This window comes from Pseudomonas sp. GW456-12-1-14-TSB6, from assembly GCF_059424205.1.
On record NZ_JBWKZE010000025.1, the window covers coordinates 55,387 to 80,509 of the forward strand.

Sequence of the window (25,123 nt, forward strand, 5' to 3'; positions counted from 1 at the left end):
CCTGCCATGGCCCCGGCGAGAGGGCCATGGACGCTAGACAGAGACGATCACTGGATCAGGCCGAACTCTTTGGCCAGCACCTTGTAGTCCGCCACCTGTTTCTTGACGTAGGTGTCCAGCTCGGGACCGGTCATGGCGAACGGGAACAGTTCACGCTGATCGCGCAGCTTGGCGAAGTCGTCGGAGGCCAGCAGTTTGTCGAAGGAGTCTTTCCACCAGGCGTAGTCTTCATCGCTGACTTTTGGCCCGAGGTAGAAACCGCGCACCACCGGCCAGACGATGTCGTAGCCTTGTTCGCGCGCGGTAGGAATGTCCTTCATTTCCGGCTCGTCCAGGCGTTTCTCGGCAAACACGGCCAGCAGGCGCATGTCGCCGCTCTGGATATGCGGCATGGAGTCGGAAATGTCGGTACTGCCGACCTGGATATGACCGCCAAGCAGGGCGGTGGCGATCTCGCCGCCCCCTTCGAGGGCGACGTAACGCAGGTCGCGCGGGTTGATCCCGGCGGCTTTGGCGATCAGCGCAGTCTGCATCCAGTCCTGGCTGCCGACGGTACCGCCGGAGCCAATGACCACGGAACTCGGATCTTTCTTCAGCGCCTGCACGAGATCATCGAGGGTTTTGTAGGGCGAATCGCTTTTCACCGCGATGGCGCCGTAGCTGGTGCCGACCGCCGCCAGCCAGCGCACGTTGGTTTCATCGAACCGACCAAACTTGCCCTGGGCCAGGTTCAACAGCGATCCGCTGGACCACGCCACCAGCGTGCCGGCATCGGCCGGACGCTGCGCCACAACGGCGTTGTACGCCACCGCGCCGACGCCGCCGGGCATGTAAGTCACGCGCATCGGTTTGGTCAGCAGTTTTTCGTTGACCAGCGCGCTTTGCGCCAGTTTGCAGGTCAGGTCGAAACCGCCGCCGGGGGAGGCGGGGGCAATGCATTCGGGGCGTTTCGGTTCGGCCATCAGTTGGCCGGCGAACAGCACGCAACCGGCAGCGAGGGCGAAACGGCGCAGGGATCGGTTCATGAGTGTCTCCACGGGAGTTGTTGTTTTTGGGGATGTTTCAGGTGCGGCGGTTTCGCGCGCGCAGGCTAACAGGCTCAGACCCGGACGGGTTGAACGCCGCGCAGCCGACGACGGCGCTGACAAGCGAAAACGGGGAAATTCGAGAGGAAGAATGAAACGGGTCAACCTGAAGCTGTGTGGACAGCATGGTGCAGTACCTCGTTATTGTTCTTATTGGCGAAAACGCATCGAGGCGTTTTTCGAGAGCTACGTTTTGAAGCTACGGTGTATGGACAGACAAAACGGCGAAGGTCGGCAGTCGGGACCTTCGGTGAAGCGACTCTAACGGCCCAACCTTTCGCTAACCTTTCAGTATTCTTTCGCGTGTTTTCAGGCTTCACAGTGGCGGTTGCGGCTGTAAACTCCGCCGCAAAGAATGGCGTCGGCCATCCCTGAATGAGGTAGAGATCCATGCGTGTCCTGCTCGTCGAAGACCATTTGCCGCTGGCCGAAAGCGTTGCCCAGGCGCTCAAGAGCACCGGTCTGACCGTGGATGTCTTGCACGATGGCGTGGCCGCTGACCTGGCCCTGGGCAGCGAGGAATACGCGGTGGCGATCCTTGATGTCGGCCTGCCGCGCATGGACGGTTTTGAGGTGCTGGCGCGCCTGCGGGCCCGGGGCAAGAACCTGCCGGTGCTGATGCTGACCGCTCGTAGCGACGTCAAGGATCGGGTCCACGGGCTCAATCTCGGCGCTGACGATTACCTCGCCAAACCGTTCGAACTCACCGAACTCGAAGCGCGGGTCAAGGCCCTGTTGCGCCGCAGCGTGCTTGGCGGCGAACGCCAGCAGCGCTGCGGTGTGCTGGCCTATGACCTCGACACCCGGCGCTTCACCCTCGGCGATGAATTGCTGACACTGACTTCTCGCGAACAAGCGGTGCTCGAAGCGCTGATCGCCCGTCCGGGTCGAGTGATGAGCAAGGAGCAACTGGCTGCGCAGGTGTTCGGTCTCGACGAAGAGGCCAGCCCCGATGCCATCGAAATCTACGTGCACCGCCTGCGCAAGAAGCTCGACGGCCATTCGGTGGCCATCGTGACCTTCCGCGGTCTGGGCTATTTGCTGGAAAGCCGCGATGCATAAGCCCAGCAGCCTGCGCTGGCGGTTGCTGTGGAACCTCGCACTGCTGCTGGTGGTGTTGATGCTCGCCAGCGGATTGAGTGCGTACTGGAACGGTCGCGAAGCTGCCGACACCGCCTACGACCGCACGCTGCTGGCCTCGGCGCGAACTATCGCCGCCGGTCTTTCGCAGCGCGATGGCAGCCTCAGTGCCGACGTGCCTTACGTGGCGCTCGACACCTTCGCTTACGACAGTGCAGGGCGCATCTATTACCAGGTCAACGACATCAACCAGAAGTTGATTTCCGGTTATGAAAACCTGCCGGGCCCGCCGCCAGGCACCCCGAGAACCGACAGCTATCCCGCTCTGGCGCGGTTTTACGACGCGAAATATCAGGGCCAGAACGTGCGTGTGGTCAGCCTGCTCAAAGCGGTCAGCGAGCCGAACATGAACGGCATGGCTGAAATCCGCGTTGCCGAAACCGATGAGGCGCGCGTCAGCATGGCCCGCAGTCTGGCGGCAGATACCTTGCTGCGGCTGGGGATGCTGGCGATTGGCGCGTTGTTGCTGGTGTGGTTTGCGGTGAGCGCTGCGTTGCGGCCGATCGAACGTCTGCGCACGGCAGTGGAAGAGCGCCAGCCTGACGACTTGCGTCCGTTGCCGCTGGTGGAAGTCCAGCATGAGTTGTCGCCGCTGGTGCGTGCGCTCAACCATTTCACCGAACGCCTGCGTGGCCAGTTCGAGCGGCAGGCGCAATTCATCGCCGATGCAGCCCATGAACTGCGCACGCCATTGGCGGCGCTCAAGGCGCGGCTTGAACTGGGCTTGCGCTCGAACGAGCCGCAGACCTGGCGCGAAACGCTGGAATCCTCGGCACAAAGCACGGATCGCCTGACCCATCTGGCCAATCAGTTGCTGTCGCTGGCCCGAGTGGAAAACGGCGCCCGGGCGATTGCCGAGGGTGGTGCACAGTTGCTCGATCTGAGTCAGTTGGCTCGTGAGCTGGGCATGGCCATGGCGCCGTTGGCCCACGCGCGGGGTGTTGCGCTGGCGCTGGAGGCGGACGAGCCGGTGTGGCTGCGCGGCGAGCCGACATTGCTCAATGAATTGCTGAGCAATCTGGTGGACAACGCGCTGGCGCACACGCCGCCGGGCGGCAACGTGATTCTGCGGGTCACGGCGCCGGCGGTGCTGGAGGTTGAAGACGATGGCCCGGGGATTCCGCTGGAGGAGCGGGATCGGGTGTTCGAACGTTTTTACCGGCGCAACCAGCAAGTGGCCGGTTCCGGGCTGGGGCTGGCGATTGTCGGGGAGATCTGCCGCGCGCATCTGGCGCAGATCAGTTTGCACGATGGTGAGCAGGCGGGGTTGAAGGTACGGGTGAGTTTTGTCGCCGGTTGATCAGTAGAACATCGACCGCGATTCTTCCAGGTCGGCGCACAGCGCCTTGTTTTCCGGATCGATGCCGAGCTTGCGGAATGCCGGCACGCTGAACGGATCGATGCGGGCGATCGGGTGATCGGTGTCCTTATGGCAATACAGGCTGGCCACTTGCACGATGTCGACGTAATCGATCTGCTGCGATTCGCGCTTGAGGTCCTGATACAGCCCCGGCAGCTCCACCAGACGCTCCGGAAACTCCCAGACCCGCAGCAGCTTGTCGCCGAGCAACGGGTGAATGTGGTCGATCACATGATTGAGGCTGACCGGGTCGGACAGCAATTCGTAGTGGTCTTCGGCGTAGGTCAGGATCGGCAATACGCCGATCTGATGAACCAGTCCACCGAGCGCAGCCTGATCGGGCTTGAGCTGGGTGTAACGGCGGCAGAGGGCGTAGCTGACGCCGGCGATCTCCAGGCTCTTGCGCCAGACTTCGCGCATTTTCTGTTCGACCACGTCGGAGCGGGCGTGGAAGATCTGCTCCATCACCAGACCGATCGCCAGGTTGCTGCTGTAGTTGACGCCGAGCCGGGTGATGGCGGTGTGCAGGTCGGTGACTTCCTGGGTGGCGCGCAGCAGCGGGCTGTTGACCACTTTGATCAGACGCGCCGACAGCGCCGTGTCGCGGCCAATCACTTTGCTCAGGTCGCTGACGCTGATGTCCGGGTCTTCGGCGGCCTTGCGAATCTGCAGGGCCACTTCCGGTAACGTTGGCAGAACCAGGTCATCGTTATCGATGGCCTCAACCAAATCCTGTTGGACCTTATCCGCCAGCTCACTCATGTCGTTTCTCTAGGGTGTTGCAACAAATGCTGCGATCAACGCTGGATTTCGCGGTCGCGATCCAGTTCGTATGGCAGGTCGAGCAAGTGCAGCGCCGGACCTTCGGCCGAGCCCAGATGCAAGTCGCCCGCTTCGGCAGCTTCGGCCTGCAACACCGCCAGCAGTTCAATATTCTTTTCGGTACGGGCGGCCAGCACCACTTCGCCGATCGAACTGCCGTGGCTCGGGGCGAACAGCGGGGTGCCGGGCTCCGGCAGCTCAGCGGCGTCCAGTTGCACGCGGTACAGGCGACGCTTGAGTTTGCCCAGGTACTGCATGCGCGCGACGATTTCCTGGCCGGTGTAGCAGCCTTTCTTGAAACTCACGCCGCCGACGGCTTGCAGATTGAGCATCTGCGGGATGAACAACTCGCGGGTGCTCGGCATGACCTGGCCGATCCCGGCACGGATCTGGCCCAGCAGCCATTGATTGAGTTCGGCTTCGGTCAATTGCGCGGACAGCTTGCCTTTGATGGTGTCGGCCTGATCGGCGGGCACCCAGAGTTCGGCACGATTAGGGGAGACGCGAATAGCGATCAGCCCTTCGTTGCGGGCCACGCTGTCGGTGTCTGCCGGCAGTTCCAGGCCCAGACTGCTCAGGACCGCATCGCCATCATCGAGGCCGAAGCGCACCCAGGAGGCGCTTTCGTCGGTCAGTTTCGATTTGGAGAACACTGCGTACTTTTTCAGGTCCGCCAGTTGCGGCTCCAGCAGCTCGCCGGCCATCGCCAGCAGCACGCCGTCGCCTTCCAGCACGATGCGGAAACTCGACTGCATCCGGCCTTTCTGCGTGCAGCGGGCGCCGAGGCTGGCCTGGGTTTCGCTCAGATAATTGATGTTGCAGGTCAGCTGGCCTTGCAGGAATTTGCCGGCATCCGCGCCGCGAACCGCGAGAACGCCTTCATGAGACAGGGTGCAGAAAAAAGCAGAATCGGCCATGGGTCATCGCAGGGTAAATAGACTGGGGCACATCATAAGGGGGCGGTGTTGAAATGGGTAGTTCATAAAGGATCGATGGTGCCCGACCAAAGCCGACTGTTCGGGCCGCTTCGGGCCTGTATACTTGCGGCCTATTTGAGGAGGGCTCCATGGTCGAACAAGTTGAACTGAATCGCCTCTTTTGGCACAGCCGTCGCGGCATGCTGGAACTCGACGTGTTGCTGGTGCCGTTCGTGAAAGAGGTCTACGCCAATCTGAACGAGGTGGATCGCGCGCTGTATGTCCGCCTGCTCGAGTGCGAGGATCAGGACATGTTCGGCTGGTTCATGGAGCGCAGCGAATCGGAAGATCCCGAGCTGCAACGCATGGTTCGCATGATTCTGGATCGTGTCCAGCCCAAGTAACACGTTTGAATGCCGCTGGCATGCCTCACGGCAGTTGCTGGCGGCGTATCTGCTGGCCCAGGCATTCGCGCTGGGTTCTCTGTTTCTGTTATCGATTCCATTCTGGGCCGGGTTGCTCGGGGCTTTCGCGTGTCTCGGCCATGCTGCGCGGGTGTTGCCGCGGCAGATTCTGCTGAGTCATCCCAAGGCATTTTGCGGATTGCGTCGTGACGTCGATGGCTGGCAATTGTGGAATCGGGCCGATGGCTGGCAGGCGGTGCAATTGCGCCCGGACAGCCTGGCGCTGCCGCTGATCGTGGTGCTGCGCTTTCGATTGCGTGGTGAGCGGCGAGTCAGATCGATCTGCGTGCCGCGGGATGCGCAGGCGGCGGATCTGCACCGGCGCCTGCGGGTTCGCCTGAAGTTCAGCCGGCGTAGGTGGGCGGCACCAGAATAGTGTCGAGTGCTTCGGGCAGCAGGTCCGGATAGTCGAGGGTGTAATGCAGGCCTCGGCTTTCCTTGCGTTCCATGGCGGAACGGATCATCAGTTCCGCCACTTGCGCCAGGTTGCGCAGCTCGATCAGATCGCGACTGACTTTATAGTTGCTGTAGAACTCGTCGATTTCGTCCAGCAGCAGACGCACCCGATGCTGAGCCCGTTGCAAGCGCTTGTTGGTACGCACGATGCCCACGTAGTCCCACATGAAGCGCCGCAATTCGTCCCAGTTGTGGGCGATGATCACGTCCTCGTCGGAGTCGGTCACCTGGCTGGCATCCCAGGCGGGCAGGGCGTGTGGAATCGCCACATCGGGAAGTTGCTCGAGAATGTCCGCCGCCGCTGAACGGGCATAGACGAAGCATTCGAGCAGCGAGTTGCTGGCCATGCGGTTGGCACCGTGCAGACCGGTGAAGCTGGTTTCGCCGATGGCGTACAGACCGGGGACGTCGGTGCGGCCCTGTTGATCGACCATCACGCCGCCGCAGGTGTAATGCGCGGCCGGCACGACCGGGATCGGTTGTTTGGTGATGTCGATGCCGAAGCCGAGGCAGCGCTCGTAGACGGTCGGGAAGTGCGATTTGATGAAGGCTTCGGGTTTGTGGCTGATGTCGAGGTAGACGCAATCGACACCCAGGCGCTTCATCTCGTGGTCAATGGCGCGGGCGACGATGTCCCGTGGCGCCAGTTCTGCACGTGAGTCGAAGCGCTGCATGAAGCGTTCGCCGTTCGGCAACTTCAAATGAGCCCCTTCGCCGCGCAGGGCCTCGGTTACCAGGAAACTCTTGGCTTGCGGATGATAGAGGCAGGTGGGGTGGAACTGATTGAACTCCAGGTTCGCCACCCGGCAACCCGAACGCCAGGCCATGGCGATGCCATCACCGCAGGCTCCGTCGGGGTTGCTTGTATATAGATAGACTTTGGCGGCGCCGCCGGACGCCAGGATCACGAAGCGTGCGCCGAAGGTATCGACTTCGCCGGTTTTGCGGTTGAGCACGTAGGCGCCCAGGCAACGTTCGCCCTCCAGCCCCAGCCGGCGCTCGGTAATCAGATCGACTGCTACGCGCTGTTCGAGCAACTCGATGTTCGGGCGTTCTTTGGCCTGGGCCAGCAGGGTCGTGAAAATCGCGGCGCCGGTGGCGTCGGCGGCGTGGATGATGCGTCGATGGCTGTGGCCGCCTTCGCGGGTGAGGTGAAATTCGAAGCCGCCGTCTTCAGTCCCGGACTGATCGTCGCGAGTGAAGGGTACGCCCTGATCGATCAGCCACTGGATCGCTTCTTTACTGTGCTCCACGGTGAAACGCACCGCGTCTTCATGGCAGAGGCCGCCGCCGGCATTCAGGGTGTCATCGACATGGGATTCGACGGTGTCGGTGTCGTCCAGTACGGCCGCGACGCCACCCTGGGCCCAATAGGTCGAGCCGTTGGCGAGGTCGCCTTTGCTCAATACGGCGATGCGCAAATGACCGGGCAGGGTCAGCGCCAGACTCAGACCGGCAGCGCCGCTGCCAATCACCAGAACATCGTGTTGAAACTGTTGGCTCATTTCAGGATTCCGCTCAAAGCGACCCGGGTCGGGGTTGGCGCAGGACAGGCGGATGGGCGAGTCGAGACAGCCACACAGCCCACTAGTATATAGAGGGGTTGGGCGGCACAATAGTCGGGCCGATATGGCATTGTGAAACTACCGTGACGAAAAAATACGGACGCTTTGTCGGGAAGTTTTTTTCATCGGTTTTAGGAAAAAGCGACTGTATCGCAGATGAAACACGCTTTTTCAGCTCACGGTTGCACAATGTCGGCGCGGCACGTCTATAAATATTTGGAACTTTTGCCAAAGGCCCAAGATCAATAGACAGTTGCCCGAAACAAGGGACAGTGTCGGCTTCAATGCGGAACCTGCGGTTAGGTTCTTGCCGGCGAGCCGATGACAAGATTATTCGCGCAGCCGGTTCATCCCGCGCTGCGTTTTTCGTGCGTGCCAAATCAGAGCCCGCAGGAAACTTGCTTGGAGGGGGAGAACTTTTGCGAAAAGCCCGAGTCTATGTTTGCAAGTCCGGTCGTTTGGTCATGCAAGCCTCCTTCGAGTTTATCGAGGAGTGTTCATGCTAACCCAGGAAGAGGATCAGCAGCTGGTCGAACGCGTTCAGCGTGGCGACAAGCGAGCTTTCGATCTGCTGGTGCTGAAGTATCAGCACAAAATTCTCGGGTTGATCGTGCGTTTTGTGCACGACACCCATGAAGCCCAGGACGTCGCACAAGAAGCCTTTATCAAGGCGTATCGAGCGCTTGGAAATTTCCGCGGCGACAGTGCGTTTTATACGTGGCTGTACCGCATCGCCATCAACACGGCGAAGAACTATCTGGTTTCACGCGGCCGACGGCCGCCGGATAGCGATGTAAGTTCCGAGGACGCAGAGTTCTATGATGGCGATCACGGCCTGAAAGATCTCGAGTCTCCAGAGCGGGCATTGCTGCGGGATGAGATCGAAGGCACCGTCCATCGAACCATTCAGCAATTGCCAGAGGATTTGCGCACGGCGTTAACTTTGCGCGAATTCGATGGTCTGAGTTACGAGGACATCGCGAGCGTCATGCAATGTCCGGTTGGTACCGTGCGCTCCCGGATTTTCCGCGCCCGGGAGGCCATCGATAAAGCCCTGCAGCCGTTGCTGCAGGAAAACTAAAGACAGCGGCGACAGCCAAGAGAGGAACGCCATGAGTCGTGAAGCCCTGCAGGAATCGCTGTCCGCAGTGATGGATAACGAAGCGGACGAACTGGAACTGCGTCGAGTGCTCAATGCACTGGATGATGTTGAAACCCGTGAAACCTGGGCTCGTTACCAGATCGCTCGGGCAGCCATGCACAAGGATCTGTTGCTTCCACGCCTTGATCTCGCTGCGGCGGTTTCTGCTGCACTGGAGGACGAAGCGACGCCTGCGAAGGTGTCCCGCGGCCCATGGCGCAGCCTCGGTCGTCTGGCCGTAGCCGCCTCGGTGACTGTTGCCGTTCTCGCGGGTGTTCGCCTGTACAACCAGGACGAAATCGCCGGCGTCGAACTCGCTCAGCAATCCAATCAGCCAGTGTTGGCCACTCCTCAGGTCAAAGGCCCGGCGGTATTGGCAGGTTATAGTGAGAGTTCGGAAGCTACTGGCCCAATGGCCAATGGCGTATTGCAAGGTCAGCCAGGCTGGCACGATCAGCGTCTGCCAGGTTACTTGCGTCAACACGCTCAACAGGCTGCCTTGAAAGGCACCGAGAGCGCGCTGCCTTATGCACGTGCAGCAAGCCTGGAAAACCGTTAAGGGGGATCATGCGCGCCATACCTCTACTTTCGCTTCTGCTCAGCGGCTGGTTCATTGTTCCAGCCCACGCCGACGAGGCTCAGGACTGGTTGACCCGCCTGGGCCAGGCCGAGCAGCAGCAAAGCTTTCACGGCACATTCGTTTACGAGCGTAACGGTAGCTTTTCTACCCACAACATCTGGCATCGCGTCCAGAATGGCCAGGTCCGCGAGCGTTTGCTTCAGCTCGACGGTTCGGCTCAGGAAGTCGTGCGCATTGATGGACATACTCAATGCGTCAGCGGCACCCTGATTGCGGGGCTTGGGGATTCTCCCAATTCCGCCGCTCGCCCTCTCGATCCTCAAAAGCTGAAGAACTGGTATGAGCTTGCCGTCATTGGCAAGTCGCGTGTGGCCGGGCGTGAAGCGGTGATCGTATCGCTGACGCCGCGTGATCAGCACCGCTACGGTTTCGAACTGCATCTGGACAGGGAAACGGGTCTGCCGCTCAAGTCGCTGCTGTTGAACGACAAGGGGCAGTTACTCGAGAGATTTCAGTTTACGCGACTGGATACCTCTGAAATTCCATCCGACAAAGATCTGCAAGCCAATTCCGATTGCAAGACAGTCACCCTCGACAGCGACAAGGCTTCTGCGGTCAAGACCGCTCAGGTATGGCGTTCCGACTGGTTGCCTCCTGGCTTCGAACTTACCAGCAGCTCCTCGCACAAGGATCCGGAAACCAAGACCCAGGTCAACAGCCTGATGTATGACGATGGTCTTGCACGATTTTCTGTCTTCCTGGAGCCGCTGAACGGCGCAACCGTCACCGATACCCGGACTCAACTGGGCCCGACCGTTGCCGTATCCCGCCGTCTGACAACGCCTCAAGGCGAAATGATGGTGACGGTGGTTGGCGAGATTCCAATCGGAACCGCCGAACGGATTGCCCTGTCGATGCGCAATGATGGCGCTGCAACCAGCAAGCAGTGAGCTGATTCCAGCTATCTCCACTTCGTCGTCGAGACGTGAAATGTTTGCTGAGCATTTTCATTTGCAAAACACCCGAAAATTTTTTATAGGTCAGAGCCTCTCGGCTCTGGCCTTGTTTGTTGTTCCCGGAACAAAAATGCCGGCCTGTGGTTTCCGGTGTTCCTTGCTCCATATCGCTTAACCCTGCTCGTCGTAACGGGAGCTGTATGTCGATACCAAGCTTGAAGTCTTATCTCTCCATTTTCGCCACGGTGCTGGTGCTCGGTCAGGCTGTTCCTGCAGCCATGGCGGCTGAAGCGGTCAGCCCGGCCAGCCTGCCTGATTTCACCCAACTGGTCGAACAGGCCTCGCCTGCGGTGGTGAACATCAGTACCACGCAAAAGCTGCCGGATCGCAAAGTTAACCAGCAGATGCCTGACCTTGAAGGCTTGCCACCGATGCTGCGCGAGTTCTTCGAACGCGGCATGCCGCCACAACAGCGTTCTCCGCGTGGTGATCGCCAGCGTGAGGCGCAATCGTTGGGTTCGGGCTTCATCATTTCGCCGGATGGCTACATTCTGACCAACAACCACGTGATCGCCGATGCCGACGAAATCCTCGTGCGTCTGGCTGATCGCAGTGAAATGAAAGCCAAGCTGATCGGCACCGACCCACGTTCCGACGTCGCGCTGCTGAAGATCGAAGGCAAGGATCTGCCAGTGCTGAAGCTTGGCAAATCCCAGGACCTGAAGGCCGGCCAGTGGGTCGTGGCAATCGGTTCGCCATTCGGCTTTGACCACACCGTAACCCAGGGCATCGTCAGTGCCGTCGGCCGCAGCCTGCCGAATGAAAACTACGTGCCTTTCATCCAGACCGACGTGCCGATCAACCCGGGTAACTCCGGTGGCCCGCTGTTCAACCTGAACGGTGAAGTGGTCGGGATCAACTCGCAGATCTACACCCGTTCCGGTGGCTTCATGGGTGTGTCGTTCGCCATTCCGATCGACGTGGCCATGGACGTTTCCAACCAGCTGAAAAGCGGTGGCAAGGTCAGCCGTGGCTGGTTGGGCGTCGTGATCCAGGAAGTGAACAAGGATCTGGCCGAGTCGTTCGGTCTGGACAAGCCGGCCGGTGCGCTGGTTGCACAGATTCAGGATGACGGCCCGGCCGCCAAGGGCGGCCTGCAAGTGGGTGACGTGATCCTGAGCATGAACGGTCAACCGATCGTCATGTCCGCTGACCTGCCACATCTGGTGGGTGCGTTGAAGGCTGGCGCCAAGGCCAATCTCGAAGTGATTCGTGACGGCAAGCGCAAGAATGTCGAGCTGACTGTCGGCGCCATTCCTGATGAAGACAAGGAGCTGGATGCCCTTCCGAAATCCGGTGCCGAGACCAACAGCAATCGTCTGGGTGTTTCGGTTGCCGAATTGAGCGCCGAGCAGAAGAAAACCTACGACCTGAAGGGCGGTGTGGTGATCAAGGAAGTGCAGGACGGTCCTGCGGCCCTGATCGGTCTGCAACCGGGCGACATCATCACGCACCTGAACAATCAGGCCATTGGTTCTTCCAAGGAGTTTGCCGAGATCGCCAAGGCGCTGCCGAAGAACCGTTCGGTGTCGATGCGCGTTCTGCGTCAGGGGCGTGCCAGCTTCATCACCTTCAAACTGGCTGAATGATCCAGTTATCGAAGAAGTAAAAGAAACCGCCTCGAAAGAGGCGGTTTTTTTGTGTCCGGAATTTGTCTCGGCGCGGGCTTAACCCATCATGTCCTTGACCATACGCTCCTGCTCCATCAGCTCGCGCTGGCGGGCATCGATACGCGACGACAGCGGGAAGTTGCTGCCGGCCTTGCGCTTGGCGAAATCCAGTTGCTGGATGGCCTGACGATAATCGCCGACCAAGGCGAAATACTCGGCACGGGCCTGATGCAGGCCAATTATGTTGCCGGACAGCCCGCGAGTTTCTGCGACCTGATACCAGACGTCCGGATCGTCCGGACGCGATTTCAGCAAACCCTCCAGCGCCTTCTCTGCATCGGCGGTGCGGTTCTGTTTCAGCAACAGATCGACGCGCACCTGATTCAGCGGGTAATTGCCAGGGTACTGACTGAGCATCCGGTCAACCCGGGACTGGGCATCGGCCAGCTTGTTGTTGGTGATGTCCAGATCAACCTGTGCGAGGTTGTAGATGATCTCGTTCGGCGATTTGGCCAGCAGTTGCTTGAGATTCTCTCGCGCCTCGTTCAGCTGACCGCCCTTGATCTGGGCGATCGCCAATCCGTAACGGGCCACATCGTTGTTCGGATTATCGTCCAGTTGCGCGCGAAAGCGCTTGGCACCAAGGCCCGGCGTTTCTTCGTAGGTCAACTGCACCCGCGCGCGGATCAGTTGGTAGCGCTTGCTGTCTTCGATGCCGCCGGGTTTAGCCTGTTCGGCGCGGTTGCGGGTGTCGGCGATCCGCGATTCGGTGACCGGGTGAGTCAGCAGGAACTCCGGCGGTTTGGCGTCAAAACGGTATTGGCGCATCAAACGCTCGAACATGGTCGGCATCGAGCGCGGATCGTAGCCGGCCTTTTCCAGGTTGAGGATGCCGATGCGATCGGCCTCCTGCTCGTTCTGACGCGAGAAGCGCCGTTGCTCCTGGATGGCCGCCGCTTGGGTGCCGGCAATCGCCGCGATGCCAGCGTCGCCCGCGCCGGCAGCGGCGATCACGATGCCGGCCAGCAGCGCCGCCATCATCGGCACCTGCATCCGCTGCGAGGCCTCGACGCCACGAGCGAAGTGGCGTTGGGACAAGTGAGCCAGTTCGTGAGCCAGTACCGAGGCATATTCGCCCTCGGTCTGGGCATTGAGGAACAGGCCGCCGTTGACCCCGACAATCCCGCCCGGTGCCGCAAAGGCGTTGAGCTGCGGGCTGTTGATCAGGATGAATTCCAGGCGTCGGTCATTGACCTGGCTGGTTTCCACCAGCTTATAGACACTGGACTCGACGTAGTCCTTGAGTTGTGGATCGTTGAGCTGCGAAACCTGGCTGCGCAGCAATGCCAGCCAGGCGCGACCCAGTTGATATTCCTGTTGTGGTGAGACGATGGCAGAGCTGGCGTCACCGAGTGACGGCAGGTCGTCGGCGAAGCCCGGTGAGGCGAGCAGGCAAGCGAGCGTCAGCAGGGTAGGGCGCAGAAATGTCATGCACAAAGCCTTAGTCGACAAAGACCTTACTGTAGCCGGACACCGGGCTTGCGACCAGATATTCTAGGCAGCCTGACTACCTGATCCGGAGTGACGCATGACCGACGCTGTAGCCCATGACTGTGAACTGGACGCCAGTGGCCTGAATTGTCCGTTGCCGTTGCTCAAGGCCAAAATGGAGCTGAACAAGCTGCCCAGTGGCGCAGTACTCAAGGTGATTGCCACGGATGCTGGCTCGCAACGCGACTTTCGCACCTTTGCCAAATTGGCCGGTCATACGCTGCTGCGTGAAGAGGACGAGGCGGGTGTCTACCGTTACTGGCTGAAAAAAGCCTGAAACCGACCGCGTAAATGACCTAAGGAAAATTGATGTTCAAAGTGTTGCGCGACTGGATTCAGCGCTACTTCTCCGATGAAGAAGCCGTGGTGCTGGCGGTTTTGCTGTTTCTCGCCTTCACCGCGGTGCTGACGCTTGGCGGAATGCTTGCGCCGGTGCTGGCCGGGATGGTGCTGGCGTATCTGATGCAGGGGCTGGTACTCACGCTCGAACGTCTGCGCGTGCCCGGTGGGGCGGCGGTCGGTCTGGTATTTGCGCTGTTCATGGGCGTGCTGATGGTGTTCATCGTCGTGGTGCTGCCGCTGCTCTGGCATCAGTTGATCACGCTGTTCAACGAATTGCCGGGGATGCTCGCCAAGTGGCAATCGCTGCTGTTGTTGCTGCCCGAGCGCTATCCGCATCTGGTCTCCGATGAGCAGGTGCTGCAAGCCATCGAAGCGGCGCGAGGCGAGATCGGCAAGTTCGGCCAGTGGGCGTTGACGTTCTCGTTGTCGAGCCTGCCGCTGCTGGTGAACATCATGATCTATTTGGTGCTGGTGCCGATCCTGGTGTTCTTCTTCCTCAAGGACCGCGCGATGATCGGCGAGTGGGTGCGCGGCTATTTGCCACGAGAGCGGGCGCTGATCACTCGAGTCGCCGAGGAAATGAACCGGCAGATCGCCAACTACATTCGCGGCAAGGTCATCGAGATCGTGATCTGTGGCGGCGTGACCTATATCGCTTTCGTCGCACTGGGCCTCAACTACGCGGCGCTGCTGGCTCTGTTGGTCGGCGTGTCGGTGGTGGTGCCGTATGTCGGGGCCGTGGTGGTGACCGTGCCGGTGCTGCTGATTGCGCTGTTCCAGTGGGGCTGGAGCGATCAGTTCATCTATTTGATGGCGGTTTACGGGATCATTCAGACGCTGGACGGCAACGTGCTGGTGCCGTTGCTGTTTTCCGAGGCGGTCAACCTGCACCCGGTGGCAATCATCTGCGCGGTGCTGTTGTTCGGCGGGTTGTGGGGATTCTGGGGCGTGTTCTTCGCGATTCCGCTGGCGACGTTGTTCAAGGCTGTGCTGGATGCCTGGCCGCGCAAGGAGCCAGTTGTAGCTCCGCTGCTTTGAAAATGAAGCGGCGCCCGCAAGGGCGCCGACAGCATCAGGCCTTGTTCAGCGCCTGAGCAGCAGCCAGTACTGCATCCACGTGTCCTGGCACTTTCACGCCGCGCCATTCCTGACGCAGTACGCCGTTCTTGTCGATCAGGAAGGTGCTGCGATCAACACCCAGGTATTCCTTGCCGTAGAGTTTTTTCAGCTTGATCACGTCGAACAGCTGGCAGACGGCTTCGTCCTTGTCGCTGATCAGCTCGAACGGAAACTCCTGCTTGCACTTGAAGTTCTCGTGGGATTTCAGGCTGTCGCGGGAAATGCCGAAGATTTCCGTGTTAGCAGCCTTGAATGCTGCGTATTGATCACGAAAGCCCTGGCCTTCGGTGGTGCAGCCCGGGGTGCTGTCCTTCGGATAGAAGTAGATCACCACTTGCTTGCCCTTGAGGGCCGACAGGCTGACAGTCTGCCCGCTGGTGGCAGGTGCTTCGAAATCCGTAACCGGTTGGTCGATGACAACGGCCATGAAAGCTTCCTTACATTGGGTTCTGTGGGCGCCACGGTTCGATCAGTGCATCCAGGTTCATGGCGTCGGCGAAATCCAGGAACTGGTCGCGCAGCCAACTGATCTGGGTGCCGGCGGGCAGGGTCACGGTGAACGTGGCGTTGAGCATGGTGCCGCCGGTCTGCGGTGCCTGATAGGTATCGCAGGTCAGGTTTTCCAGCTCGACGTTGTGATCCATGAAGAACTGGCACAGCTCGTTGATGATGTCCGGACGGTACGCCGAAGACACGTAAGCCACGTACGGCAGGGCTTGCGGACGGTTTTCCAGGGCGGCGCTGCGCACCACGTTGACGGTGAACGCATGACGCTTGGCCAGCACCGGCAGGCTGCCTTCAAGGCGTGCCAGGGCGTCCCAGCTGCCGGAGACTTCGAGCACCAGCGCGCTGCACTCGCCGTGACGGGTCAGGCGCGAGGTGACGACCGCGCAGCGGTTTTCATGGCTGGCGCGGCACAGGACGTTGGTCAGCTCCATGGGATTGGCGCCGAGGGCACTGATGACAAGGAATTGTTCGCGAACTGTGGGGGTGGACATGCAGCATTCCTAAAGCGATGAGCGGTCGGTAGCGAGAGGGCGTTGATTGCCGGGGCAATGCCTGTCCGGAAGACCCGATTCGTGTGGCGCTACGGCTCCATGAACAAGCAAGCGTACGGCAACGACACTGGAACGGGGCCTGGGAGGCCGAAACGGGAGACTGGAACCCGGCGTACAAGCTGATCAGTACCGATCAAAGTCTGAAGGGTAGCGAAAAGCGGCGCCAAGGGGAATGGCGGCACAGTACTTCGCTTGTGCAAGCATCTTGGCGCCAGTACCATTACCGCTCTCTTTTTCCGGCAGGAGCGGTTTCATGATTGCGGGCAGTATGGTGGCACTGGTCACACCCATGGATGCACAAGGGCGTCTTGACTGGGACAGCCTCAGCAAACTCGTGGACTTCCATCTCAAGAACGGCACCCATGCCATTGTCGCGGTCGGCACCACCGGCGAGTCGGCAACCCTTGATGTAGAAGAACACATCGCCGTCATCAAAGCCGTGGTCAAACAGGTTGCCGGTCGTATTCCGGTGATCGCCGGTACTGGCGCCAACTCGACCCGCGAAGCGGTCGAGCTGACCCGCAACGCCAAAGAAGCCGGCGCCGATGCCTGCCTGCTGGTCGTCCCGTACTACAACAAGCCGACTCAGGAAGGCCTGTACCAGCACTTCAAACACATCGCCGAAGCGGTCGACATCCCACAGATTCTCTACAACGTTCCTGGCCGCACCTCCTGCGACATGCAGGCCGAGACCGTGATCCGCCTGTCCACCGTGCCGAACATCATCGGCATCAAGGAAGCGACCGGCGACCTGAAGCGTGCCAAGGCAATCATCGACGGCGTGAGCAAGGACTTCATCGTGCTGTCCGGCGATGATCCGACCGCAGTCGAGCTGATCCTGCTGGGCGGCAAGGGCAACATCTCCGTCACCGCCAACGTCGCCCCGCGCGAAATGGCCGACCTGTGCGAGGCCGCGCTCAAGGGCGACGCCGAGACCGCACGGGCCATCAACGAAAAACTGATGCCGCTGCACAAGGACCTGTTCATCGAAGCCAACCCGATTCCGGTGAAGTGGGCTTTGGTCGAAATGGGCCTGATGCACCAAGGCATCCGCCTGCCGCTGACCTGGCTGAGCGCTCCTTGTCATGAAACGCTGCGCTCGGCCCTGCGCCAGTGCAACGTCCTGGTTTAATTGAGGAAGTACAACGCATGAAGCGAATGGCCGGACTTTCCGCACTTGCCTTGATTATCTCCAGCACCAGTGGCTGCGGATGGATCTGGGGCCCGGAAGGTTATTTCCGTGACCGTGGTAGCGATTACCTGGAAGCGCAACAGACTGCACCGATGCAACTGCCACCGGACGTCAGCACCTCCAAGCGTCTGGATCCGCTGCTGCCGATCCCGCGCAACGTGGCCGACGACACCGCCAAGGGTGAGTACATCGTTCCGCGCCCTCAACCACTGTCGACCGTGGCCGACGCTAGCGACTACTCGCTGCAGAAGAGCGGTGATTCGCGTTGGGTCATGGCCCAGCATCCACCGGCCGAAGTCTGGCCAGTGGCGGTGCAGTACTTCCAGGACAACGGTTTCCGTCTGGATGAACAGCGCCCGCAAACCGGCGAATTCACCACCACCTGGCAGCATTCCGACGAACTGTCCGCCGCCATGGCCAAGCGCCTGAGCGCCGCCGGCGTCAGCACCGACAGCGAAACCCGCGTGCGGGTGCGCATCGAACCGGGCGTGCAGCGCAACACCAGTGAAGTCTATGTGGTCAGCGCCGAGCGTCCTGCCGGCAGCACCGCCAATGTCGATTTCACCAACCGTTCGGTCAACACCGGCCTCGACGCTGCGCTGGTCGACGACATGCTCGCGAGCATGAGCCGAACCTCCGAGAAGGGTGGTTCGGTGTCGATGCTGGCTTCGCGTGATTTCGATACCCCGAGCCGTGTCAGCCTGAGCGAAGACGGCAGCGGCAACCCGGTACTCAACGTCGGTACGGACCTGGATCGTGCCTGGTCGAGCGTCGGTCGTGCGCTGGAACAGGGCGAGTGGCGCGTTGAAGACATCAACCGTAGCCTCGGTCTCTACTACATCAACTTGTCCGAAAAGGCCGAGAAGAAAGACGAGAAGCCTGGTTTCTTCAGCAGCCTGTTCGGCAGCGCGCCGACCAAGGAAGAAGTTGAAGCCCGCGCCGAGCGTTATCAGGTTCGCCTGAGCAAGGTCGGCGAGAACGTTCAGGTGACCGTCGAGAAAAACATCAACACCGTTGCGCCGGCCGATGTGGCCCGCAAAGTGTTGAGCGTGATTCAGGACAACCTGGGCTGATCCAATGCGTTTTGCCGTTCTCGGCAGCGGTAGCCAAGGGAACGGCACGCTGATCGCCAGTGCTGATACGTATGTGCTGGTGGATTGTGGTTTTTCCCTGCGGGAAACCGAAAAACGCCTGTTGCGCCTGGGTGTGAACCCGGCGCAACTGAGCGCGATACTCGTAACCCACGAACATGCCGACCACGTGCATGGCGTGGGTTTGCTGTCTCGGCGCTACAATCTGCCTGTCTACCTCAGTCGCGGCACACTGCGCGGGATGCGCAAACCGATTGAACCTGCCGGTTTCGTGACCGGTGGCGAGCAACTGCAGATCGGTGCTCTGAGCATCGGGGTCATTGCCGTGGCCCATGATGCGCAGGAGCCGACCCAGTACGTATTCAGCGATCAAGAGCAGCGGCGCTTCGGCCTGCTGACTGACCTGGGTTCATACTGTGAGCGGGTGCTGGACGGCTATCGGGACCTCGATGCGTTGATGATCGAGTCCAACCATTGTCGCGACATGCTGGCCCGTGGTCATTACCCGTACTTTCTCAAGCAGCGGGTGGGTGGCGAGCTGGGACATTTGAACAACCATCAGGCGGCATTCCTGGTGGCCGAGTTGGGCTGGCAAGGCTTGCAACACCTGGTCCTGGCCCATCTGAGCAGCAAGAACAACCTGCCGCAGCTGGCCCGGCAATGTTTTGTCGACACCCTCGGGTGCGACCCGGACTGGCTGCAACTGGCCGATCAAGATTCAGGGCTCGACTGGCGCCACATCGCCTAGCCCATCTACTTAGCAAGCGGAGCCCATCATGGAAAAACGTGAAGAACTCTACCGCGGCAAAGCCAAATCGGTTTACAAGACCGACGACGCTGACCGCTTGATCCTGCTGTTTCGCAACGACACTTCGGCGTTCGACGGCAAGCGCATCGAGCAGCTCGACCGCAAAGGCATGGTGAACAACAAGTTCAACGCCTTCATCATGCAGAAACTCGAAGCGGCCGGTATTCCGACCCAATTCGACAAACTGCTGGCCGACAACGAAGTGCTGGTGAAAAAACTCGACATGATCCCGGTCGAGTGCGTCGTGCGTAACTACGCCGCCGGCAGCCTGGTCAAGCGTCTGGGCGTCGAGGAGGGCATGAAGCTCAACCCGTACACCTTCGAACTGTTCCTGAAGGACGACGCCAAAGGCGACCCGTTCATCAACGAATCCCACGTCGTGGCCTTCGGCTGGGGCACCGCCGAGCAACTGGCGCGCATGAAAGAACTGTCGCTCAAGGTCAACGAAGTCCTGAGCAAACTGTTCGACGACGCAGGTCTGCTGCTGGTGGACTTCAAGCTGGAATTCGGCGTGTTCAGCGACGGCTCCATCGTCCTGGGCGACGAATTCAGCCCGGACGGCTGCCGTCTGTGGGACAAGGACACCAAGAAGAAGATGGACAAGGACCGCTTCCGCCAGGGCCTCGGTGACGTCATCGAAGCCTACGAAGAAGTCGCCAACCGTCTGGGCGTACCGCTTTAATCGACGCAAGCATCTGATAGCACGGAAAAAATTTCGTCTGGGGGTTTCCCATTCAGCGAAAGTGTTGTTATGATGCGCGCCGTTGGAGAGATGCCAGAGTGGCCGAATGGGACGGATTCGAAATCCGTTGTACCTTCACCGGTACCTAGGGTTCGAATCCCTATCTCTCCGCCATACATAGAAAAAGCCCCGTAGCTGAGAAGCTGCGGGGCTTTTTCGTTTCTGATCCGGCGCAATTCGACACCCCAACTACTTCTGCCCCAAATCCACCACCTCCCAACTATCATCCGGATCAAACCGCTTCATCGCTTTCGCCACTTTCTCCCCATCCGGCCCGAGATCCTTCTGAAACACCTGGCCCTCATGGCTGATCATGAAGCTCATCACTCCGGTGTCGCCATACTTCGCTGGCCACGCGATCAAGGCGAACCCGCGGCTCATCTTGTCTCCAATCAGATAGCTGTAAGCGCCGCCCGGGGCTGACGGGCCTTGGGCGTCGAGGATGCGGAAGTGGTAGCCGTGCCAGTCTTCGTCGTTGATGGCCTGGCCGAAGGCGGGGCCGAGGGGGCTGATCTGGCCGCTGTCGTCTTCTGGCCAATAGAGGCCGTCGTGTTTGCCGGGGGAGCTGAAGATTTTCTGTGCGTATTCGAGGGCGCCGTCGCCGTCGCGGTCTTCCGAGGCGTAGTCCATTTGCGCGTCGTGGTAGGCCAGCGCCGATTGCACTGCCGCCAGTTCGTTGCGGCCGATGCGGCGGGCACGGATTTCGGCCTTTGCGGCGTTCATGTCGAAGCGCCAACCGGTTTTGTCTTTGATGAGCGGGATGGGCAGCGTCCAGTGATCGGGCCCGACGGAGAGCACGGCCTTGCTGTCGCCGGTCTTTTCCAGGGTGTGCTGTTCGCGGTATTGCTGCAGGAAGGCATCGACATCGCTGCGCTGCACGCCTTCACGGGGAATGAAGCTGTGCCATTCCTCGCCCAGCAGTTCGGTCAGGCGTTTTTGGTCGGCGTGTTGCGTGCCGAGGGCTTCGACGAAGGCGTCCGCGGCTTTTTCCGGGGTTGGAAATACCTGCTGGGCCGAGGCGAAGCTCGACAATGCGAGGCCGGCCGCGAGGGTCAGGCAGTTTTTGACCAGAGAATGGATGTTCATCGACGGCCACCTCCTCTCTGACGCATGCCCCCGCCGGATGGCCGGCTGATCTGATGTCCGGCGGCGCGGGAGGTATTGGGACGTTGCGCAGAAATCTGGCTGGCCCGGCCGCGATCGGCCTGGACTCGGGTTTGTGACGGGGAACGCGCGCCGGCGAAGGCGTTGTTTCGTGCGCTGCCTGCTGCGGGTCGGGCTTGAGATGCACGGGTATCACGTTGATTCGCGCTCAGTTGCCGCGCTTCCCGCGTGTTGCCTTGAGCGCGGTCGGCGGCTCGGGACCTGTCCGCACCGCCTTGTAGTCGGTTGCCGGCATTGGCAGATTGCGCTTCGCGGACTTGATTGCGGGCTTCCCGATTGCTGGTGGCGGGGCGTTCGATACCGGCCCTGTCCATCGAACTGCGGGCCCGTTCCCGAGCCTGGGCCCGCTGCGCGTTGTCGCCGCGATAGACGTCACGCTGAGCCGCACCGTCCAGCTGCCGGCCATACTGCGCGCGGCTGCGGTTGTCACGATAGGGCACGCCATCGCGATGCACGGTGTTGTGCTGCCATTTGTTCTGGTTGTTGGTGATCCGGTTGTTGGCGTTGATGTTGTTGTAACGGTTTACATCGATGTCGATATCGTTATTGCCCCAATCGCAGTCGCCCCACAACGACGCGACGACCGCCACGCCCGTACCGAAAGCCAATCCTGCCACCAGTGCCTGCCCCGGGTAATAAGCGGGCGGCGGCGGGTAATACACCGGCGGCGAGGCCGGATAAGGCCAGGTGCCGTAAGTAGTAGTCGGGTTATAGGTCGGAACGTAGACCACCTGCGGATCGGCGGGCTGAATGATGATGGTCGTGTTGTCGGCCGGCTTGGTTGACCCGGAAGAGATGGGCGGCGTTACGTTCTGCACCGTCACATTCTGATATTGATTGCTCTGTAGATTGCCCGCCGTCTGGGCCTGACGCCGCAAGCGCTGAACGCCGGCCATGAGTTCGTCAGGCTGGGCCAGGAAGGCATCCCCCAGACGTTGCACCCAGACCGGATCCTGCCCCAGCGTCGCCAAAACCTGCGGAAACGCCACCAAGGCCTGCACGCTCGGATCCCACGTCTGGCTGGCCACTTGCTTGACCGCATCATCGCCCTTGGCGTCCGGGTGGGCCTTGGACCAGGTCACGGCTTCGGCGACCTCTCCCGGATAGGTGGCGGCCATCAGCACTTGAGCGAGCAGTGGATCGGGATACAGGGCAATCGACGCGAGCATCTGATCGAGCTGTTCCGTGGTAAACACGGCATCTTTGGTCGCAGCGCTGGCAGCTGCCGGGGCCGCAGGCGCATCGGCGGCCTGCAACAAGAGCGGTGCAGTGCTCAAGGCGAGCAGGAGCGACGCGGCACGCAAGAGCGAACTGTGCATGACCTCTTCCCCACATCCAAATGGCAGGTTTGCATCCAGCGAGACATCCACGGCCAACATCGGACGCTGCGCCGTGATGGAGGATGGTTGGCGATTGGCGTTCCGTCAAAAACTGCACAGGCTTTTTCGAAATAAGCACGTTGTCTGTGACTTACTGCACGTTTCCTTGCGTTTTGCGATAAATGACTAAACTTTCCGGTTCCAGGTCATGCATTGCCAACGAGCCTGGCTGTCGTTCCAACCCGAGAGGTCTGGTCATGGCAAAGGGAAAGAAGAAAGACTCGCCCCGAGAAAAACCTGACGAACATACAAAACTGTCGAACAAGGACTACCTTGCCGAGTTGCGCCGCCTGCATATCGAACTGGTGAAAATGCAGGAGTGGGTGAAGGCCGAAGGCATCAAGATCTGCATCATCTTCGAAGGCCGCGACGGTGCAGGCAAGGGCGGCACCATCAAGGCGCTCACCGAGCGGGTCAGCCCGCGAGTCTTTCGCGTGATCGCGTTACCGGCCCCGACCGATCGCGAGAAGAGTCAGATGTACATGCAGCGCTATTTGCCACATTTGCCGGCGGCCGGCGAAGTGGTGATCTTCGATCGCAGTTGGTACAACCGCGCCGGCGTCGAGCGGGTGATGGGCTTTTGCACGGACAAACAGGTCGACAAGTTTCTCAAGACCGTGCCGCTGGTGGAGCGCGCCGTTGTCGGTTCGGGAGTGATCCTGCTCAAGTACTGGCTCAACGTCAGTCAGGAAGAACAGACCCGGCGCCTGCAGGCGCGCATTGTCGACGGTCGCAAGATCTGGAAGCTGTCGCCGATGGACCTCAAGTCCTACAGCCGCTGGTATGACTACTCCCGGGCGCGGGACGACATGATTGAAGCGACCGACACCGATTACGCACCGTGGCTTGTGGCCAACTCGAACGACAAACGTCGGGCGCGGCTCAATATCATCTCCGACCTGCTCAGTCGCATCCCCTACAAAGAGGTGCCGCGAGAGAAGGTGACCTTGCCCAAGCGGCAGAAACCGGGGGGATACAAAGAGTCGGATTATCCGTTCAGGCACATTCCCGAGAGGTTCTGAAACCGCATTCGTCAAGTCGCCGGAGCTGCCAATACAGGCAGCTCGGCGTCTTGGGTTTTCCTCAGATCTCCTTGACCGGTGTCTCACCCTTCACACCTTTGATCAACTCGATCACATGCAGACAATCCGCCTTGTTCACATACGATTCGCCACTGGCGACCGTCTCGTGATTCCCCGCCCTTAATCTCCAGCGCCATTGGCCTTTACCGGTGCTCGGGGTGCCTTTGGATTGCCTGTAAATCTCGAAATACATTCAGTTCGCTCCATGCGATGCGTTTGTGCGACAACCTGTCGCTTCGACGCAAGCCTAGCGGAGCGCGGTTTTTTGGCTATCGAGGATTTGTTTCCAATCGTTCGTGAATGTTTCTGAAAGGCACGGGCCAGAGCGCAGGGATCGTCCTCCGGATTGGCCGGAACGCCCTCGTTTCACCCTTGCATGACATTCAGGGCTGCTGCTTAATACGGTGCGGCTCATGGCGTCGAACAGCGTTCGGCGACCGACAATCACTATAAAAAAGAGCAGTCCATTGACCCACTCGAATGGAACGCAGCACGCGGGCCCGGTGACGTTGTCGCTGGTAGTGCCCGTATTCAATGAAGAGGACAGCCTCGACGGCTTTCTCCTGCGCATTCATCAGGTTTTCGAGCAAGAGGCGCTCGTCCAGCTGGAACTGGTGTTCGTCAATGACGGCAGTTCCGATACGACGCTGGAACGCTTGCTGCATTGCCAGCAGAGCGATTCGCGCATCCGCATTGTCGATCTGAGCCGCAATTTCGGCAAGGAAGCGGCGTTGTCCGCCGGATTGCAGGTCGCAACGGGACAGATCGTGGTGCCGATCGACGTTGATCTGCAGGATCCGCCCGAGGTCATTTTGCAAATGATCGAGCGTTGGCGTGAAGGCTTCGAGGTGGTGCTCGGCCATCGCCTTAGCCGGCGCAACGATACTTGGGCCAAGCAAACTTCCGCCAGTTGGTTCTATCGCCTGCACAACAAAATTGCCGAACAGTCATTGCCGGAAAACGTCGGTGATTTCCGGCTGATGGATCGCTGCGTGGTCGACGCGCTACTGACGCTGCCCGAATCCCGGCGCTTCATGAAAGGCCTGTTCGCCTGGGTCGGATTTCGCACCACCCAGGTCGAGTACGAACGCCCGGAGCGGGCGGCGGGGCATAGCAAGTTCAATGGCTGGCGGCTGTGGAATTTTGCCCTGGAGGGCATCACCAGTTTCAGCACCGAACCGTTGCGGATCTGGACGTATCTGGGGGCGCTGGTCTCTCTGGTGTCGTTCGCCTTTGCGATGTTCATTGTGCTGCGCACGCTCATTCATGGCGTTGACTTGCCCGGTTACGCCTCGCTGATGGTTGCTGTGACGTTTCTCGGCGGCTTGCAGTTGATCGGCATCGGCGTGCTCGGCGAGTACCTGGGCCGCACTTATATCGAAGCGAAGCGCCGGCCGGTTTTCCTGGTGCGCCGCATTTACGAATCCAAGGACTGAAGC

Annotated in this window: 26 protein-coding genes and 1 tRNA gene; 17 read left to right on the forward strand and 10 right to left on the reverse strand. The window is 60.2% G+C overall.

What is annotated here, in order from left to right; genetic code table 11:
- Positions 1-47: 47 nt before the first annotated feature.
- On the reverse strand, positions 48-1,025 hold the full coding sequence (locus AC07Y2_RS21395) for a Bug family tripartite tricarboxylate transporter substrate binding protein (protein WP_039772690.1): 978 nt from the start codon (positions 1,023-1,025) through the stop codon (positions 48-50).
- 450 nt (positions 1,026-1,475) lie between these two features.
- Between AC07Y2_RS21395 and AC07Y2_RS21400 the strand changes: the two genes are divergently transcribed.
- Positions 1,476-2,147 carry a response regulator gene (locus AC07Y2_RS21400; RefSeq protein ID WP_007957980.1) on the forward strand — a complete coding sequence of 224 codons (672 nt, stop codon included), beginning with the start codon at positions 1,476-1,478 and terminating at the stop codon, positions 2,145-2,147.
- Complete coding sequence (locus AC07Y2_RS21405) at positions 2,140-3,525, forward strand: sensor histidine kinase (protein WP_039772688.1); 1,386 nt, start codon at positions 2,140-2,142, stop codon at positions 3,523-3,525. The genes AC07Y2_RS21400 and AC07Y2_RS21405 overlap by 8 nt, the downstream gene beginning before the upstream one ends.
- Here AC07Y2_RS21405 and AC07Y2_RS21410 read toward each other — a convergent pair whose 3' ends face one another.
- Complete coding sequence (locus AC07Y2_RS21410; RefSeq protein WP_103386827.1) at positions 3,526-4,347, reverse strand: HDOD domain-containing protein; 822 nt, start codon at positions 4,345-4,347, stop codon at positions 3,526-3,528.
- A 35-nt stretch (positions 4,348-4,382) separates the two neighbouring features.
- Positions 4,383-5,324 (reverse strand): CAF17-like 4Fe-4S cluster assembly/insertion protein YgfZ, encoded by a 942-nt coding sequence (ygfZ, locus tag AC07Y2_RS21415; protein WP_074691088.1) that lies wholly within the window; start codon positions 5,322-5,324, stop codon positions 4,383-4,385.
- Between the two features lie 149 nt (positions 5,325-5,473).
- Between ygfZ and AC07Y2_RS21420 the strand changes: the two genes are divergently transcribed.
- Together AC07Y2_RS21420 and AC07Y2_RS21425 are read left to right on the forward strand one after the other, a co-directional pair.
- On the forward strand, positions 5,474-5,728 hold the full coding sequence (locus tag AC07Y2_RS21420) for an FAD assembly factor SdhE (RefSeq protein WP_007957989.1): 255 nt from the start codon (positions 5,474-5,476) through the stop codon (positions 5,726-5,728).
- Positions 5,712-6,164 (forward strand): protein YgfX, encoded by a 453-nt coding sequence (locus AC07Y2_RS21425; RefSeq protein WP_074691089.1) that lies wholly within the window; start codon positions 5,712-5,714, stop codon positions 6,162-6,164. Before AC07Y2_RS21420 ends, AC07Y2_RS21425 begins: the two co-directional genes overlap by 17 nt.
- Here the strand turns inward: AC07Y2_RS21425 and nadB are convergent.
- The gene (gene nadB, locus AC07Y2_RS21430) at positions 6,133-7,749 is read right to left on the reverse strand and encodes an L-aspartate oxidase (protein ID WP_103386828.1); all 1,617 of its coding nucleotides are present in this window, start codon (positions 7,747-7,749) and stop codon (positions 6,133-6,135) included. The genes AC07Y2_RS21425 and nadB overlap by 32 nt on opposite strands.
- Positions 7,750-8,308: 559 nt before the next feature.
- On the opposite strand from nadB, the gene rpoE reads away from it, so the two are divergent.
- The 4 genes from rpoE (at position 8,309) to AC07Y2_RS21450 (ending at position 12,135) form a co-directional block, all read left to right on the forward strand.
- Positions 8,309-8,890, forward strand: a complete 582-nt coding sequence (gene rpoE / locus AC07Y2_RS21435; protein ID WP_003172477.1) for an RNA polymerase sigma factor RpoE/AlgU — start codon at positions 8,309-8,311, stop codon at positions 8,888-8,890.
- Positions 8,891-8,921: 31 nt separating this feature from the next.
- Positions 8,922-9,509 (forward strand): sigma-E factor negative regulatory protein, encoded by a 588-nt coding sequence (locus AC07Y2_RS21440; protein WP_039772679.1) that lies wholly within the window; start codon positions 8,922-8,924, stop codon positions 9,507-9,509.
- 8 nt (positions 9,510-9,517) lie between these two features.
- Positions 9,518-10,480 (forward strand): MucB/RseB C-terminal domain-containing protein, encoded by a 963-nt coding sequence (locus AC07Y2_RS21445; RefSeq protein WP_039772677.1) that lies wholly within the window; start codon positions 9,518-9,520, stop codon positions 10,478-10,480.
- Between the two features lie 284 nt (positions 10,481-10,764).
- Positions 10,765-12,135: a DegQ family serine endoprotease gene (locus AC07Y2_RS21450; RefSeq protein ID WP_235375926.1), complete on the forward strand. Its 1,371-nt coding sequence runs from the start codon at positions 10,765-10,767 to the stop codon at positions 12,133-12,135.
- 78 nt (positions 12,136-12,213) lie between these two features.
- On the opposite strand, the gene AC07Y2_RS21455 is transcribed toward AC07Y2_RS21450, so the two are convergent.
- A complete protein-coding gene (locus tag AC07Y2_RS21455; RefSeq protein WP_039772673.1) occupies positions 12,214-13,647 on the reverse strand; it encodes a M48 family metalloprotease in 1,434 nt (477 codons plus the stop codon).
- Positions 13,648-13,744: 97 nt separating this feature from the next.
- On the opposite strand from AC07Y2_RS21455, the gene AC07Y2_RS21460 reads away from it, so the two are divergent.
- A complete protein-coding gene (locus tag AC07Y2_RS21460; protein ID WP_007958011.1) occupies positions 13,745-13,984 on the forward strand; it encodes a sulfurtransferase TusA family protein in 240 nt (79 codons plus the stop codon).
- Positions 13,985-14,016: 32 nt separating this feature from the next.
- Complete coding sequence (locus tag AC07Y2_RS21465; RefSeq protein ID WP_039772670.1) at positions 14,017-15,087, forward strand: AI-2E family transporter; 1,071 nt, start codon at positions 14,017-14,019, stop codon at positions 15,085-15,087.
- Between the two features lie 34 nt (positions 15,088-15,121).
- Here AC07Y2_RS21465 and AC07Y2_RS21470 read toward each other — a convergent pair whose 3' ends face one another.
- Both AC07Y2_RS21470 and AC07Y2_RS21475 read right to left on the reverse strand, forming a co-directional pair.
- Positions 15,122-15,595: a peroxiredoxin gene (locus tag AC07Y2_RS21470; RefSeq protein ID WP_064594118.1), complete on the reverse strand. Its 474-nt coding sequence runs from the start codon at positions 15,593-15,595 to the stop codon at positions 15,122-15,124.
- Positions 15,596-15,605: 10 nt separating this feature from the next.
- On the reverse strand, positions 15,606-16,166 hold the full coding sequence (locus AC07Y2_RS21475; RefSeq protein ID WP_007958014.1) for a glycine cleavage system transcriptional repressor: 561 nt from the start codon (positions 16,164-16,166) through the stop codon (positions 15,606-15,608).
- Positions 16,167-16,479: 313 nt separating this feature from the next.
- Between AC07Y2_RS21475 and dapA the strand changes: the two genes are divergently transcribed.
- The 5 genes from dapA (at position 16,480) to AC07Y2_RS21500 (ending at position 20,173) form a co-directional block, all read left to right on the forward strand.
- On the forward strand, positions 16,480-17,358 hold the full coding sequence (gene dapA, locus AC07Y2_RS21480; RefSeq protein WP_007958015.1) for a 4-hydroxy-tetrahydrodipicolinate synthase: 879 nt from the start codon (positions 16,480-16,482) through the stop codon (positions 17,356-17,358).
- A 17-nt stretch (positions 17,359-17,375) separates the two neighbouring features.
- Positions 17,376-18,491, forward strand: a complete 1,116-nt coding sequence (gene bamC, locus AC07Y2_RS21485; RefSeq protein ID WP_011332910.1) for an NlpB/DapX family lipoprotein — start codon at positions 17,376-17,378, stop codon at positions 18,489-18,491.
- A gap of 4 nt (positions 18,492-18,495) precedes the next feature.
- Positions 18,496-19,257: an MBL fold metallo-hydrolase gene (locus AC07Y2_RS21490; protein ID WP_064383105.1), complete on the forward strand. Its 762-nt coding sequence runs from the start codon at positions 18,496-18,498 to the stop codon at positions 19,255-19,257.
- 28 nt (positions 19,258-19,285) lie between these two features.
- Entirely contained in the window at positions 19,286-19,999 is a 714-nt protein-coding gene (gene purC / locus AC07Y2_RS21495) for a phosphoribosylaminoimidazolesuccinocarboxamide synthase (protein ID WP_007958019.1), read from the forward strand.
- A gap of 84 nt (positions 20,000-20,083) precedes the next feature.
- Positions 20,084-20,173 (forward strand) — tRNA-Ser (locus AC07Y2_RS21500).
- A gap of 75 nt (positions 20,174-20,248) precedes the next feature.
- On the opposite strand, the gene AC07Y2_RS21505 is transcribed toward AC07Y2_RS21500, so the two are convergent.
- Complete coding sequence (locus AC07Y2_RS21505) at positions 20,249-21,145, reverse strand: DUF2950 domain-containing protein (RefSeq protein WP_103386830.1); 897 nt, start codon at positions 21,143-21,145, stop codon at positions 20,249-20,251.
- The gene (locus tag AC07Y2_RS21510) at positions 21,142-22,542 is read right to left on the reverse strand and encodes a DUF3300 domain-containing protein (protein WP_103386831.1); all 1,401 of its coding nucleotides are present in this window, start codon (positions 22,540-22,542) and stop codon (positions 21,142-21,144) included. Before AC07Y2_RS21510 ends, AC07Y2_RS21505 begins: the two co-directional genes overlap by 4 nt.
- A gap of 257 nt (positions 22,543-22,799) precedes the next feature.
- Here AC07Y2_RS21510 and ppk2 point away from each other — a divergent pair, with 257 nt between their 5' ends.
- A complete protein-coding gene (gene ppk2 / locus AC07Y2_RS21515; RefSeq protein ID WP_103386832.1) occupies positions 22,800-23,624 on the forward strand; it encodes a polyphosphate kinase 2 in 825 nt (274 codons plus the stop codon).
- Between the two features lie 61 nt (positions 23,625-23,685).
- Here ppk2 and AC07Y2_RS21520 read toward each other — a convergent pair whose 3' ends face one another.
- Positions 23,686-23,877 carry a YegP family protein gene (locus AC07Y2_RS21520; RefSeq protein ID WP_039772660.1) on the reverse strand — a complete coding sequence of 64 codons (192 nt, stop codon included), beginning with the start codon at positions 23,875-23,877 and terminating at the stop codon, positions 23,686-23,688.
- Between the two features lie 274 nt (positions 23,878-24,151).
- Between AC07Y2_RS21520 and AC07Y2_RS21525 the strand changes: the two genes are divergently transcribed.
- On the forward strand, positions 24,152-25,120 hold the full coding sequence (locus AC07Y2_RS21525) for a glycosyltransferase family 2 protein (protein WP_039772658.1): 969 nt from the start codon (positions 24,152-24,154) through the stop codon (positions 25,118-25,120).
- Positions 25,121-25,123 lie beyond the last annotated feature (3 nt).

What these genes read in the sequence shown, in the direction of transcription:
- AC07Y2_RS21395 (WP_039772690.1), bottom strand. Translation starts at nt 1,025, where the DNA reads ATGAACCGATCCCTGCGCCGTTTCGCCCTCGCTGCCGGTTGCGTGCTG.
- AC07Y2_RS21400 (WP_007957980.1), top strand. Translation starts at nt 1,476, where the DNA reads ATGCGTGTCCTGCTCGTCGAAGACCATTTGCCGCTGGCCGAAAGCGTT.
- AC07Y2_RS21405 (WP_039772688.1), top strand. Translation starts at nt 2,140, where the DNA reads ATGCATAAGCCCAGCAGCCTGCGCTGGCGGTTGCTGTGGAACCTCGCA.
- AC07Y2_RS21410 (WP_103386827.1), bottom strand. Translation starts at nt 4,347, where the DNA reads ATGAGTGAGCTGGCGGATAAGGTCCAACAGGATTTGGTTGAGGCCATC.
- ygfZ (WP_074691088.1), bottom strand. Translation starts at nt 5,324, where the DNA reads ATGGCCGATTCTGCTTTTTTCTGCACCCTGTCTCATGAAGGCGTTCTC.
- AC07Y2_RS21420 (WP_007957989.1), top strand. Translation starts at nt 5,474, where the DNA reads ATGGTCGAACAAGTTGAACTGAATCGCCTCTTTTGGCACAGCCGTCGC.
- nadB (WP_103386828.1), bottom strand. Translation starts at nt 7,749, where the DNA reads ATGAGCCAACAGTTTCAACACGATGTTCTGGTGATTGGCAGCGGCGCT.
- rpoE (WP_003172477.1), top strand. Translation starts at nt 8,309, where the DNA reads ATGCTAACCCAGGAAGAGGATCAGCAGCTGGTCGAACGCGTTCAGCGT.
- AC07Y2_RS21440 (WP_039772679.1), top strand. Translation starts at nt 8,922, where the DNA reads ATGAGTCGTGAAGCCCTGCAGGAATCGCTGTCCGCAGTGATGGATAAC.
- AC07Y2_RS21445 (WP_039772677.1), top strand. Translation starts at nt 9,518, where the DNA reads ATGCGCGCCATACCTCTACTTTCGCTTCTGCTCAGCGGCTGGTTCATT.
- AC07Y2_RS21450 (WP_235375926.1), top strand. Translation starts at nt 10,765, where the DNA reads ATGGCGGCTGAAGCGGTCAGCCCGGCCAGCCTGCCTGATTTCACCCAA.
- AC07Y2_RS21455 (WP_039772673.1), bottom strand. Translation starts at nt 13,647, where the DNA reads ATGACATTTCTGCGCCCTACCCTGCTGACGCTCGCTTGCCTGCTCGCC.
- AC07Y2_RS21460 (WP_007958011.1), top strand. Translation starts at nt 13,745, where the DNA reads ATGACCGACGCTGTAGCCCATGACTGTGAACTGGACGCCAGTGGCCTG.
- AC07Y2_RS21465 (WP_039772670.1), top strand. Translation starts at nt 14,017, where the DNA reads ATGTTCAAAGTGTTGCGCGACTGGATTCAGCGCTACTTCTCCGATGAA.
- AC07Y2_RS21470 (WP_064594118.1), bottom strand. Translation starts at nt 15,595, where the DNA reads ATGGCCGTTGTCATCGACCAACCGGTTACGGATTTCGAAGCACCTGCC.
- AC07Y2_RS21475 (WP_007958014.1), bottom strand. Translation starts at nt 16,166, where the DNA reads ATGTCCACCCCCACAGTTCGCGAACAATTCCTTGTCATCAGTGCCCTC.
- dapA (WP_007958015.1), top strand. Translation starts at nt 16,480, where the DNA reads ATGATTGCGGGCAGTATGGTGGCACTGGTCACACCCATGGATGCACAA.
- bamC (WP_011332910.1), top strand. Translation starts at nt 17,376, where the DNA reads ATGAAGCGAATGGCCGGACTTTCCGCACTTGCCTTGATTATCTCCAGC.
- AC07Y2_RS21490 (WP_064383105.1), top strand. Translation starts at nt 18,496, where the DNA reads ATGCGTTTTGCCGTTCTCGGCAGCGGTAGCCAAGGGAACGGCACGCTG.
- purC (WP_007958019.1), top strand. Translation starts at nt 19,286, where the DNA reads ATGGAAAAACGTGAAGAACTCTACCGCGGCAAAGCCAAATCGGTTTAC.
- AC07Y2_RS21505 (WP_103386830.1), bottom strand. Translation starts at nt 21,145, where the DNA reads ATGAACATCCATTCTCTGGTCAAAAACTGCCTGACCCTCGCGGCCGGC.
- AC07Y2_RS21510 (WP_103386831.1), bottom strand. Translation starts at nt 22,542, where the DNA reads ATGCACAGTTCGCTCTTGCGTGCCGCGTCGCTCCTGCTCGCCTTGAGC.
- ppk2 (WP_103386832.1), top strand. Translation starts at nt 22,800, where the DNA reads ATGGCAAAGGGAAAGAAGAAAGACTCGCCCCGAGAAAAACCTGACGAA.
- AC07Y2_RS21520 (WP_039772660.1), bottom strand. Translation starts at nt 23,877, where the DNA reads ATGTATTTCGAGATTTACAGGCAATCCAAAGGCACCCCGAGCACCGGT.